The organism is Haloterrigena salina JCM 13891 (genome assembly GCF_000337495.1).
GTDB lineage: Archaea > Halobacteriota > Halobacteria > Halobacteriales > Natrialbaceae > Haloterrigena > Haloterrigena salina.
This window is the reverse complement of record NZ_AOIS01000024.1, coordinates 1-12,434: the sequence shown is the minus strand read 5'-3', so window position 1 is coordinate 12,434 and position 12,434 is coordinate 1. Positions and strand designations below refer to the sequence as shown.

Annotated in this window: 13 protein-coding genes; 12 read left to right on the top strand and 1 reads right to left on the bottom strand. The window is 70.3% G+C overall.

Features of this window, described 5'->3' with window-relative positions; genetic code table 11:
* Positions 1–10: 10 nt before the first annotated feature.
* The 3 genes from C477_RS06025 to pdxT all read left to right on the top strand — a co-directional run bounded on the left by C477_RS06025 (position 11) and on the right by pdxT (position 1,958).
* Positions 11–172 (top strand): preprotein translocase subunit Sec61beta, encoded by a 162-nt coding sequence (locus C477_RS06025; protein WP_008893563.1) that lies wholly within the window; start codon positions 11–13, stop codon positions 170–172.
* Between the two features lie 188 nt (positions 173–360).
* Entirely contained in the window at positions 361–1,236 is an 876-nt protein-coding gene (locus tag C477_RS06020) for a VOC family protein (RefSeq protein ID WP_008893562.1), read from the top strand.
* A 92-nt stretch (positions 1,237–1,328) separates the two neighbouring features.
* A complete protein-coding gene (gene pdxT, locus C477_RS06015; protein WP_049914336.1) occupies positions 1,329–1,958 on the top strand; it encodes a pyridoxal 5'-phosphate synthase glutaminase subunit PdxT in 630 nt (209 codons plus the stop codon).
* A 117-nt stretch (positions 1,959–2,075) separates the two neighbouring features.
* Here pdxT and C477_RS06010 read toward each other — a convergent pair whose 3' ends face one another.
* The gene (locus tag C477_RS06010) at positions 2,076–2,741 is read right to left on the bottom strand and encodes a class I SAM-dependent methyltransferase (RefSeq protein WP_008893560.1); all 666 of its coding nucleotides are present in this window, start codon (positions 2,739–2,741) and stop codon (positions 2,076–2,078) included.
* A 275-nt stretch (positions 2,742–3,016) separates the two neighbouring features.
* Here C477_RS06010 and C477_RS06005 point away from each other — a divergent pair, with 275 nt between their 5' ends.
* The 9 genes from C477_RS06005 to C477_RS05965 form a co-directional block, all read left to right on the top strand.
* A complete protein-coding gene (locus C477_RS06005; RefSeq protein ID WP_008893559.1) occupies positions 3,017–3,211 on the top strand; it encodes a cold-shock protein in 195 nt (64 codons plus the stop codon).
* Positions 3,212–3,439: 228 nt separating this feature from the next.
* Positions 3,440–3,907, top strand: a complete 468-nt coding sequence (locus C477_RS06000) for a bifunctional nuclease family protein (protein WP_008893558.1) — start codon at positions 3,440–3,442, stop codon at positions 3,905–3,907.
* On the top strand, positions 3,908–4,192 hold the full coding sequence (hisE, locus tag C477_RS05995; protein WP_008893557.1) for a phosphoribosyl-ATP diphosphatase: 285 nt from the start codon (positions 3,908–3,910) through the stop codon (positions 4,190–4,192).
* Positions 4,193–4,491: 299 nt separating this feature from the next.
* Complete coding sequence (locus C477_RS05990; protein WP_008893556.1) at positions 4,492–6,822, top strand: DUF4129 domain-containing protein; 2,331 nt, start codon at positions 4,492–4,494, stop codon at positions 6,820–6,822.
* Positions 6,819–7,679: a DUF7269 family protein gene (locus tag C477_RS05985; protein WP_008893555.1), complete on the top strand. Its 861-nt coding sequence runs from the start codon at positions 6,819–6,821 to the stop codon at positions 7,677–7,679. Before C477_RS05990 ends, C477_RS05985 begins: the two co-directional genes overlap by 4 nt.
* Positions 7,676–9,253 (top strand): DUF58 domain-containing protein, encoded by a 1,578-nt coding sequence (locus C477_RS05980; protein ID WP_008893554.1) that lies wholly within the window; start codon positions 7,676–7,678, stop codon positions 9,251–9,253. Before C477_RS05985 ends, C477_RS05980 begins: the two co-directional genes overlap by 4 nt.
* Positions 9,254–10,717: a hypothetical protein gene (locus C477_RS05975; RefSeq protein ID WP_008893553.1), complete on the top strand. Its 1,464-nt coding sequence runs from the start codon at positions 9,254–9,256 to the stop codon at positions 10,715–10,717.
* Between the two features lie 60 nt (positions 10,718–10,777).
* On the top strand, positions 10,778–11,974 hold the full coding sequence (locus C477_RS05970; RefSeq protein ID WP_008893552.1) for an AAA family ATPase: 1,197 nt from the start codon (positions 10,778–10,780) through the stop codon (positions 11,972–11,974).
* Positions 11,975–12,111: 137 nt separating this feature from the next.
* On the top strand, positions 12,112–12,434 hold a 323-nt coding region (locus C477_RS05965), incomplete at its 3' end, for a four-helix bundle copper-binding protein (protein ID WP_008893551.1).

Genomic DNA, 12,434 nt, shown 5'->3' with positions numbered 1-12,434 from the left:
AGTAGCGGGTATGGACCGAGGACAGAACAGCGGTGGGCTAATGTCCAGTGCCGGGCTCGTCCGGTACTTCGACTCCGAGGACTCGAACGCGATCAAGATCGACCCCAAGACGGTCATCGCGACCGGCGTGATGATCGGGGTGCTGGTACAGCTGCTGACCTTCGTCGCGTAGACCGACGCCCACTTCTCGTCGCCGACCACCCGCTCGAGAGCGGCAGCGCTCGGCTCGCCGTTGCCCGCGGCTCGGTCTCGCGGGCCGCGGAGCGAACGACGAGGACCGTCGCGCTCGACGCGACGCGATATCGGTCGATCTGACCGTGCGGTCAGGTAGCATATATACGAGCGCCGCGTCTCTCCGGTATGAGCGACTCTCGGGACCGATTGCCGGCGGCGACTCGCTTGGGACGGAGCGTACTGACGGTCAGCGACGAATCGGCCATGGTAGATTTCTACCGGGACGTGATCGGCCTCTCGGTGCTCTCGCGAGAGGGGGCGACGACGGTGCTCGGCGCCGGCGACGCGCCGCTGCTCGAGCTCCGGCACGCGCCGGACGCCCGACCGCGACCGACCGACGCGACGGGACTCTTTCACAACGCCTTCCTGGTTCCCAGCCGCGAGGCGCTGGGGGATGGGCTGGCCCGAATTCGCGACCGCTGGGAGCTCACCGGCGCGTCCGACCACGGCGTCAGCGAGGCGCTCTACCTCGACGATCCCGAGGGCAACGGCGTCGAATTCTACCGGGATCGCCCTCGCTCGGAGTGGCCCCGCGACGGCGAGGGCGGCATTCAGATCGGCTCGTGGCCCCTCGACCTCGAGTCGGTCGCGGCCGCCGCCGACGACGGGGCCGGCGACGCCGTCCCGGACGGAACGACGCTGGGCCACGTCCACCTCGAGGCGTCGTCGCTCGAGACCGACCGAGAGTTCTACGTCGACGCGCTCGGCTTCGACGTGAAGACGGCCTCCCCGAAAGCGCTGTTCGTCGCCGCCGGCGACTACCACCACCACCTCGGGATCAACACCTGGCACGGCCGCTCGAGTCCCGCGCCGACCGACGCCCGCGGCCTCTCGCGGCTCGACCTCGTCGTCCCCTCGAGCGAGGCGCTGGAGCGAGTTAGGGAGCGACTCGAGGACGCGGGCGCGGCCGTCGACGAGCGCGCTGGCGGCCTCGAGTGCCGCGATCCCGACGGGATTCGAATTCGGTTCCGAGCGCGATCGGACTCGAACGACGGCGAGTGATCACGTCGCTCCTCGAACGGAGCACGCTATCGTGCGCGGAAGAACGCTCCGGTGACGCGACCTTTTTGCCGACGCTCTCCCTAACCGCGGGCATGTCACTGACAGCCGGCGTCGTCGCCGTCCAGGGCGACGTCGCAGAACACGCCGCCGCCATCGAACGCGCCGCCGCGGCCCGCGGCCGCGAGGTTACCGTCCGCGAGATCCGCGAGTCGGGCCTCGTCCCCGACTGCGACCTGCTGGCGATGCCCGGCGGCGAGTCGACGACCATCTCTCGGCTCGTCCACAGCGAGGGGATCGCCCCCGAAATTCGGGCCCACGTCGAGGCCGGAAAGCCCCTGCTCGCGACCTGTGCCGGCCTGATCGTCGCCTCGAGCGACCCGAACGACGACCGCGTCGAGGAACTCGGACTGCTCGACGTCGGCGTCGAACGCAACGCCTTCGGTCGGCAGAGGGACAGCTTCGAGGCGCCGCTGGCGGTCGACGGACTGGCCGACGACGACCCCTATCCGGCGGTGTTCATCCGCGCGCCGGCCATCGACAACGTCGACGGCGGTGACGCGGCGGTGCTCGCCTCGTGGGACGGCCGCCCGGTCGCCGTGAAACAGGGGCCGGTCGTCGGCACCGCGTTCCACCCCGAACTCACTCCCGATAGCCGCATCCACGGGCTCGCCTTCTTCGAGAACGAGGCGGCGACCGTTCCGGTACTCGAGGACGCACAGTAGTCCAGTCGACGGGCCACACGGCCAGACAGGAGAACGCTCCGGCTGTCAGTCAGCGGGAGTGGGAGTCGGGGAGAACAATAGTCTCCGGTCGAACGCTACGCAGCGGTCGTCCGGCGGTCAGCGATCGGGCGCGTCCGGCGTCGTTCGAAACGTACGGATGGTGTCTCGCTTGCCCGTCTGGACGCCGACTTCGTCGAACCCCAGGTCGGTAAAAATCGCGTTCCAGTCGCGGTAGTAGAGCGGGAAGTCGTCGTTGACGTAGCTCACTTCGTGATCGGGCGATCCGGCGTGTTCGGCTTCGTCGCGCTCGGTCTCACGCTCCTCGAGTTCGCTCTCGTTTTCCACGGTGATGAGGAGGTCGTCCGTGATCCGGGCCAGTTCCTCGAAGACCCACTCGGCGTCGGGGTGGAGGTGCTGGAGCGTCTCGACCGAGTAGACCGCGCCGAACTGGTTATCGTCGAACTCGCGGACGACGTCTTCGATCGCGGCGTGATGGAACTCGCCGTCGGCGGCGAGGTCGGGGTAGTGGTCCTCCATGACGTCGAACGCGTCCGCGTTGAGTTCGATCCCGACCGGGGATTCGAACCCGTGTTCGTAGAGATGCGAGAGATGGCGGCCCGAACTGCAGCCGAGTTCCAGAACCGGCGCGGTCGGATCGACGAATCGCTCGAGCGTCCGGAGAATCGCGTCGCTCGTCTCGTTCGGGCCGTAGTAGGCGTAGTACTCCGGTGAGTACTCGCCGGACCGCTCCGCCCACTGGCGCCGAACATCGTTAGAATCCACAGGCGCTAGCAGTCGGAGGAGACGTAAAGCCTCGTCGGGAGGCGCGTCTCGGCGCCGGGACCGACGCCGAACGGCACGGCGCCTCGCTCGAACTGGAGATTCCACAGAAGTCCCGCGGTAGTCCGACGGATCGGACGGGATTCTCCGGATAACCGATGACACGTAGACGAATTGCTATTCAAATCCAGTTATGATGGATATTCGAACAACCGATAGGATATTTTCCGTACGAATGCGGAACACTTAACCGTGTATTCCCTCTTCGTTTAGTCGCAATGGCAAACGGTAAGGTTGACTTCTTCAACGACACAGGCGGCTACGGTTTCATCGAGACTGACGACTCCGACGACGACGTGTTCTTCCACATGGAAGACGTTGGCGGCGAGGACCTCACGGAAGGAACCGAGATCGAATTCGACATCGAACAGGCTCCCAAGGGCCCCCGCGCGACGAACGTCGTCCGCAACTAACTACGGACTCACAGTGTCGTTGAGAAGCGGCAGCACGTGACTTCGTTTCTTCTATCCACAACGCACCGAGAGCGACCGCTCGAGCGTTCGCCGATACCGAACTCACGAGCCGAACGGCTACCGAACGGCCTCGAGCGGAGCGCGACGCTCGCCCGACGGCCGGGACGCGCTCTCGTGCATGCATTCGCGACCGGACATGTTTTCTCCCTCGCACGCGAGGGTCAGGATATGCAGGCTTCTATCGACGCGGTTCGCGTCGCGGGAACCCCGGAGGGACCGGTTCCGGTAGTGGTCCTCGCCGTCGAGGACGAGGACGACGTGGTTCCGATCTTCATCGGCTTCAACGAGGCGACGAGCATCGCCCGCGGCCTCGAGGCCGACGATATCGGCCGTCCGCTGACCCACGACCTCCTCCTGGACGTGATGGAGGAGCTGGGCAGCCGAATCGATCACGTGGTCATCAACGAGATCGAGCAACGCGAGGACGGGCAGGGCGGAACCTACATCGCCGACCTCCACGTCCAGACGCCCCGCGGCGAGACCGTCATCGACGCCCGCCCCAGCGATTCGCTCGCGCTCGCGGCCCGGACGAACGCGTCCATCGAGGTCACCGAGGACGTCTTCACCGACGGCCGCGACGAGAGCGAAAAGTTCGAGCAACTCGAGGATATTCGCAACGTATCGGGTGACATGTAGATGGACGACACGCTCGCAGAGTTGTTCGCCGTGATCGAGGACCGCAAGGAAACGCTGCCCGAGGATTCCTACACCGCCTCGCTGTTCACCCACGAGAAGGGCGAGAACGCGGTGCTGGAGAAACTCGGCGAGGAGTCGACCGAACTCGTGCTCGCAGCGAAAGACGACGACCGCGAGGAGATCGCCTACGAGGCCGCCGACATCGTCTACCACCTGCTCGTCTTGCTCTCGATGAAGGAGATGAGCCTCGAGGACCTCGAGGCCGAACTCGAGGCCAGACGGTAAGGACTCGAAGGCGAAGAGAGTGAGCGTCGATCCTGCGTTCGTAGCCCGTTCCGATCGTCTCTTTCATCGCGGTCGTCTTACCGGCGCCGTTCGGCCCGAGAGAGTTCGATGAGAGACTTCGGTGGAAAATCGAGCGCGATCGGGCGCGGTGGATACCTTAATGAACCGGCAGGTTCCACCGTTCTGTTGTGAACGCAACCGGTCGGTCCGACCCTCCGCGGGCCGGCCGCTTCGACGGCGAATCGATCCCGCCCTGAACCGACCGCCGACGGCGATCCAGCAACCCGAGGTGCTACGACGTGCCAGATCCCCCCGACGAACCGACGGACGACGGCCCCGACTATCGACAGCTCTCGGTCGTCGCGCTCGCGGCGCTGGCGATCGTGCTCGCCGCGTTTCTCGCCCCGGCCGGCAGCGGGATCATGAGTCCCGACGCCAACGTCGATCCCGACGCCGATCCGAACGTCGACCCGAACGCGAACCCGAACGTCGATCCGGGATCGGCCCCGGCCGAGCCGGAGGGTGACGGCCCCGACAGCATCCCGGATCTCGATATCAACTGGGACGGGCTGCTCGAGTGGACCGAGTTCGACTGGCTCGGGAATGGCGACCCCGAGCCCGACGGCGAAATCGATCGCGGGCCCGGGCCGGGCGACGGCGACCCCTCGACGCCGCCGTGTGCGATTTGGCTGGACCGCGAACCGACGCCCGGCAGCGAGGTGACGGCGCGGATCCAGTACGAGGGCGAGTCCGTCGCCGGCGCCGACGTCTGGTACGACGACGACTACGTCGGGGAAACGGACGAGCAGGGGCGCGTGACGGGAACGGTCCCCTACGTCGAGAACCTGAACGTCCGCATCGAGTCGGACGAGTATCCGGCGTGTTCTGGAACTGCGGAGACGGCGAGCGCGACGGCGTCCGCGACCGCGCTGCTCGGTGCCGGTGTGGGGACGAGCACAAGCACGAGCCCGATGACGACTAGTTCGACGGCGAACGCGCCAACGCTCGCGAGCGCCCAGGAAGTCGACGAGGTCGACAACGGCAGCGTCGAGTACGAGGTCGAAGGGGAGGTCGAAATCGCCGTTCGCGGACCGCCGGATCCGGGCGAACCCGTGACCGTCGAGGCGTCCATCGAGGGCGTCCCGATGGCCAACGCGAGCGTGACGATCGACGGCGAGGAGGTCGCCGAGACGAACGCGGACGGACTCGCGGTCATCGACGTCCCCGACGACGACACCGAATCGTTCGAACTCGGCGTCGCCCGCGGCGATTTCGCCGGAACGACGACCGTCGAGGTCCGACTGCTCGAGGTATCGCTCTCCCCAGAGGGACTGGCACCGATCCCCGGAAGCCCCGGCGTCCTCGAGGCGACCGTCGACGACGAGCCGGTCGCGAACGCCGAGGTGCGGGTCGGCGGCGAGGCGATCGGGACGACGGACGACGACGGCCGCCTCGACCTCGCGTTCCCCGTCGATCCGACGACGGCGATCACGGTCAGCACGGCCGATCGGACCGAGACCGTGAGTCTCGCCGGCCAGTACGGCAGCGTCGCGGTCGTTCTCGGCGTCGCCATCGTCGGACTGACCGCCGTCGCCGCCCGGACCCACGGCAGGCGCGGCGCGGCCGGCGTCCTCGGCGCGACGGCGGCGACGGCGGTCGTCCTCACCGTCGAGGCGTTCTACGGGCGGGCCGCCGGTGCCCTCGCACTCTTGACTCTCGGAGCGCTGGCGCTCGGCGTCACCTACGCCCGGAGCGACCGCACCATCCTCGACGTGCGGCCGTCACCCGGTGACGCCGCGGGCGGCGCCCTCCAGTGGATCGTCGACCGACTCCTCGCGCTGGTCACCCGCCTCGAGCGCGTCGTCGACTGGGGCCGCGCGCGGCTCGCGGCCGCTCGAGCGTGGGCCGCGTCGCTGCCCCGGTCCGGCAGGGCGCTGGCCGCGGCGTTCGGCGGCTGGCTGGCCGCGCTCCCGACGCGGGGGCTCGCGATCGGCCGTCGCTGGCTCGAGACGCTTCGACGGGTTCCGTCGGCGGCGGTTATCGGCGTCCTCGCCGCCGGTCCCGCCGTCGCCGCCGGCTACGTCGTCGACGGGCCGCGGGGAGCCGCCGTCGTCGCGGCCGCGCTCGGAGTCGCGGCGCTGCTCTACCGCGGGCGCGACGAAAACGATCCCGCGGAGCGCGAGGACGACGGCGACGAGGACGAACGCGTCGAACGGACGCGCGCCGCGCCCGACACCGCGCCGGAGACCGACGAGCGCCTCACCTTCCGCGAGCTGTGGCGGGCCTTCGCCCGGCGGGTCGCACCCCGTCGGTGGCGCCACTACACGCCCGGCGAAGTCCGGCGCGCCGCCCGCCAGCAGGGGTACCCCGACCGGCCGGTCGACGAACTGACGACGCTGTTTCGGGAGGTCGAGTACGGCCGCCGCCCGCTCTCGAGCGGCGTCCGGGATCGGGCCGATACGGCCTACGCGGCGCTCCTCGAGACGGAGGACGACGGTGGTGACGGCGCGGACACCGAGGGCGGTGCAGCCGACGGAGGCGGAACGAACGAGACGGACGACGCGGACGATTCGGACGGGTCGACGGCCGGTAACACGCCCGATCGCGACCCGGGAGGTGAGCGGCCGTGACGCGCCGCGAGTGGCTGCTCGTGGTCCTCGGAATCGGGTTCGTCGCGGCCGGCCTCCTGTTCGGCCTCGAGGCGCAGCCGGCGTGGGCGTGGACGTGGACGGCGAGCGTCGCGTTCGGCGTCGTCGTGCTCGCGCTCGTCGCGCTCGCGGTCGGCGGCGCGAAGATCCGCGGCGCGCTCGACGCGAGCGCCGACGCACCGCCCGTCTCGTGGGCGCCCGGCGACTCGTTCGCCGCGCCGTCTCCCGAGCGGAGCGATCGAACGCCCGAACTCTCGAGCGACGAGCTCGCGTCAGTGATCGAGCGAGCCGGCGAACGAGCGCGCCACCGCGAGACCGTCGAAGACGGCCTCGAGGTGGTTCGCCCGCCGCTCCGGGAAACGTTGGGGGAGGCCCTCGTCGCGGGCGGGCAGTCGCGGGAGGCGGTGAAGGCGACGCTCGCGGACGGTTCGTGGACCGACGACCGACTGGCCGCGAGCGTCCTCGAGCCGTCGATCGACCCCCCTGATCGGCCGCTCCGCGAACGGATCCGGGCGTGGCTCTTCCCCGAACGAGTCGCCCGCGATCGCAGTCGGCGGGCGATGAGCGCCGTCGCCGAGGCCGCCGACGAGGCGCTCCCGTCGGTCCCCGGCCAGTCGGCGCCCCGGACGAAGCCCGTCCTGCAGCCGCGACTCGAGGAACTCAGGCGCGGCGCCGACGGTCGACTCCAGCGGGCCGTCGATCCGGCGGCGACCGTCCGCGGGCCGCGACCGCCGCGGCCGCGGCTCGCGTCCGAGGACGCCGACAGTGGTGACGAGAGCGGCACGGATTTTCCCGAAGGGGACGGACCAAACGGGAAACGCGAGGTGGCGGACCGATGAGCAGACGGCTGCGCTGGCGCGGCGCGATCGCGGCCACGGTGGTGCTCGTCCTCGCCGGCCTGCTCGACGCCAGCCCCGTCCTGTTGCTCGCCGCGATCGTCCCGCTCGTCTACGTGGCCTACGGCTCGCTGTCGACCGTCTCGGCGCCCGAGGGACTCGCGGCGGTCCGCGAGGTCTCGCCGACGCCGACGGCGCCCGGCCGCCCCGTCACCGTGACGCTGACGGTACGAAACGAGTCGGATCGGGCGGTCACCGACTGTCGACTCGTCGACGGCGTCCCCGAAGACCTCGCCGTCCTCGAGGGATCGCCGCGGGCCGGCGTGACCCTCGAGCCCGGCGAGGAACACCGAATCGAGTACCTGGTCGTCGCCCGACGCGGCGAGTACGAGTTCGACGCCCCGGAGTGTCGCGTACGCGGACTCGGCGCGAGCGCGGTCGCGACGACGCGGCTGTCGACCGCGGGCGCGGAACGGCTGGTGTGTCGACTCGACGCCGACGCGCCGCCGATCGAGGAGGTCGGACGCGGCCGGATCGGACAGCTGACGACCGACCGACCCGGCGAGGGGCTCTCCTTCCACTCCGTTCGCGAGCACCGGCCGGACGATCCGGCCGACCGGATCGACTGGCGCCACTACGCGAAACGCGGGACGCTCGCGACGATCGAGTACGAGCGCCAGGTCGCGGCGACGGTCGTGCTGGTCGTCGACGCCCGCTCGTCCAACGCGGTCGTCGCGGGGCCCGGCCGCCCGACCGCCGTCGAGTTCGCGGCCTACGCGGCGACCCGGACGCTGACCGATCTGCTCGGCCACGGCCACGACGTCGGCGTCGCCGTCATCGGTCGCGACGGCGACGGGCCCGCGGGCCTCCACTGGATCGAACCCGCGAGCGGCCGCGAGCAGCGCACGCGCGCACTCGAGGTCATCCGCTCGGCGACGGCGGACGAGTCCTCGAGCGGGCGGTTCTCGCGAACGTCCTCGAGGAGGCAGGACCGCGGGCAACTGCCCCGGCAGGTCCGCAAGGTGCTCGAGCTCGCGCCGGCGGGAGCGCAGGTGGCGCTGTTCTCGCCGGTGCTCGACGACCGGTCGGTCACGGCGGTCGAGCGCTGGCGCGGGGGCGGCCTCCCCGTCGTCGTGCTCTCGCCCGACGTCGTCCCGGGCAACACCGTCAGCGGCCAGTACGAACAGCTCCGGCGGCGGACCCGGCTGGCCCGCTGCCAGGCGCTTGGCGCCCGGACCTTCGACTGGCGCCGTGGGACGCCGCTGCCCGTCCTCATCGAACATGCCTTCACAGCCGACGCGCGGCTCTCGAGCGCTCGCCTCTCGGGCGGATCCGGCGGCGGCGGTGGCCGAAGCGGCGGCGAAGCCGGCAGCGAGGGCGAGTTCGGAGCAGATAGCGAGACCGCACCCGAGCCCGAGAGCGTAGATTCGACGCCGTCAGAAACGACCGAGTCGGAATCGGCGACGGCCAAGTACACGTGGCGGTCGCCGGCCGACGACTCCACGGGAACCGAGCGCGACGGAGCGGTCTCGACCGCCGGCGACGGCGCCTCGCCGCGACAGGGAGGTGATCGGTAGATGGCCATCGCCGGCCCCCGCCTCGACAGTCCGTCGGCGATCGGCGACGAGGGCAGACCGCGGGCGGCGAGCCTCTGGGTGGCCACGCTCGTCGTCGTCGCCGTCGTCGGCGGGATCGGTATCCGAACCGGCGAGCCGTCGCTGTTGCCGACGCTGGCCCTCGTCGCCGGCGGCGCCGTCGCCGGCGTCGCCCTGCTCGAGCGCGACTCCTTCGCCCGGCTGTTCGTCGGCCACCTCCTGCTGGTGACCGCCGGCTCGGCGCTCGCGGTGCTCGTCGTCGTCGGACCGTTCCTCGACCGGGCGCTGTTCGTCGTGGCCGCCTGCGCGCTCTCGTTGGTCGGCGTCGCGGCGGCCTGGGCCGACGTCGGGAGCGACGACGTCGCGCGGGCGGTCAAGAGCGCGGCCGTGACCTACGTCTCGATGGTCGTCAGCGCGATCGTCGTCGCGGTGCTGCTCGCCGTCGCCCTAATCGGCCGGGTCGTCCTGCAGTGGGTCACCGGGCCGGCGGCGCCGCTGGAATCCGTGCTCGGCTTTCTGATAGTCGTGTGGGCGACCGCCGCCGCGCTCCTGATCGGCTACCGGCAGCTTCCGCTCCGACAGCTGACGCCCCGGTCCCGCCGCGAGCCCCTCGAGGCGCGACTGGATCTCGTCCACCGGGGCCTCCGGTGGACGCTCTTCGGGCTCCCCGTTCTTGGGATCGTCCTGACGGCGCTCTGGACCTGGGGCGGGCTCGGCAGCGGCGTCCGAGAGTTCGGCCTCGGGGCGCTGTTCCGGGGGCTGTCGTCGCCGTTCGTCGTCTGGCCGCTCGTCGCCGTCGGGTTCGCAGTCGCACTCGCCGGAACGCTGGCCGGCGCCGCGCGACGCCTGACCCGCCAGATCAGCGTCGAGTCGACCCGGAGCGCCGTCGCGATGATCGTCGGCGTCGCCATCACGGTCGTCGGCGTCGTCTGGGCCGTCCTCCTGTTCTTCGGGCTGGTTCGGGGCGTCCCGCGGTTGGCCTGGGGACTGACGACCTCCGGCGCGCCGGTCGCCGCGCTGTTGCTGGCCGGGCCGCTGGCGCTGTTCGTCGTCGGCGGCGCCGCCGTCCTCGCCGACGGCCTGGAGTTGCTCCCGACTCGAGCGACCGGGCCGGCCGTCGCCGCGACGGGGCTGCTGTTCGTCGCGATCGGGCTGGGCGGGGGTGAACCCGTCCTGACGTTCGCGACCGTCGCCGGCGCCTTGCTCGTCTGGGACGTCTCGACGTTCGGCCTCGGACTGACCGCCGAACTCGGCCATCTCCCCGATACCCGCCGCCTCGAGCTGTTCCACGCCGCGGTCGCCGTCGGCGTGGCGCTGGGCGCCGTCCTGCTGGCGGCCGGTCTCGAGGCGCTGCGGTCGGGCGCGTTCGCGGGGATCGGCACCGCCGGCGGCGCCGTCGTGATCGCGTTCGGCGCGGTGCTGTTGCTGGTGCCGTTGCGCGGGTAGCGGTTGGGCTCCGACGGGACCGATCAGGGGATTGATGTTCACCGAGTATCACGTTCGCGTATGGACGAGTCGAACGTGACGCCCGCCGACGCCGAAGCCACCGTCCGCGACGTCGTCGGGCGCATCGAGGAAGCCGCCGTGGTCGATCACGGCGTGCTCTACGCCGTGCTCTCGGCCGTGTTCGCCCGCGGCCACGTCCTACTCGAGGACGTGCCGGGGACGGGCAAGTCGGTCATCGCCCGGACGATCGCCGAATCGATGGGCCTGGAGTTTACGCGCATCCAGTTTACCCCCGACCTGCTGCCCTCCGACGTGAGCGGGTCGACGGTCTACGACGAACACAGCGGCGAGTTCGAGTTCTCGGAGGGGCCGGTGTTCGCCAACGTCGTGCTGGCCGACGAGATCAACCGCGCGCCCCCCAAAACGCAGGCCGCGCTGCTCGAGGCCATGGAGGAACGCCAGGTCAGCGTCGACGGGACGACCTACGACCTGCCCGAACCCTTCGTCGTGATCGCGACCCAGAACCCAATCGAACAAGAGGGAACATTCCGCCTGCCGGAGGCCCAGCGCGACCGCTTCAGCGTCAAGACCTCGCTCGGCTATCCCGACGTCGAGGGGGAGATGGGGCTGCTCGAGCGACGGGCGAACCGCCGGACGCTGTCGCCGAGCGTCGAGCCGGTCATCGATCCGGACGCGGTCCTGGCGATCCAGAACCTGACCGAAGACGTGACCGTCGACGAGAAACTCCGGCGCTACATCATCGACCTCGCGCGGGCGACCCGCCGGGACGGCCACGCCGAGATCGGCGTCTCGCCGCGGGGCGTCCAGCGAGTCTTCGAGGCGGCCCGCGCGGCGGCGGTCATCGACGGCCGATCCTACGTCACGCCCGACGACGTGAAGCGACTCGCCGAGCCGACGATGGCCCACCGGATCGTACTCACGACCGAGGCCAGCGTCGAGGGCGTCGCGGGCGGCGATATCGTGCGGCGCGCCCTGCGGTCGGTCGACGTGCCGGCGGTGTCGCCGGACGCGAGCGAGCCCGACGCTGACGACGGCGACGACCTTGAGTCCACAGCCGAATCCGACGCTGCCGCCGACCCCCGGTCGACCGCTGACGGCGCGTCCCCTGCTGCCTCGTCGTCCGACGACTCGAGCGACGAACCGGACGCTTCGTGGACCGAATCGGGCCAGAACCGCGATTCCGACGGTGCGACCGACGAGGCGACTCGAGCGGACGACGACTCGCCGTGGCCGTGAGAGTGATCCGGCCGGACGGGGACCGCCCTCGACGGCGAATTTTCCGCCGTATACGGGTGTTCGCGGCCGTGCTGCAGAATTCACCCTTGCAAACGCCCGTCATAGCTTGATGGCTATCCTTGGCGTCGATTCGCGTGATGGCGCTTCAACAGATCGACCACGCGGACGACCACATGCAAGAGTGTATCGACAACTGTCTCGAGGCCGCCCAGGTCTGCGAGTGGTGTGCCGACGCCTGTGCAGACGAGGACGGGATGGCCCGCTGTATCCGGCTCTGCCGTGACGTGGCCGATATCGCGTCGCTGCACGCGCGCTTCATGGCCCGCAACTCGAGCTACCACGAGGAGTTGGGCGAGATCTGTGCCGACCTCTGCGAGGAGTGTGCCGAGGAGTGCGAAGGGCACGACCACGACCACTGTCAGGCCCTGTCTCTTATACACATCTCTGATGGCGCGAGGGA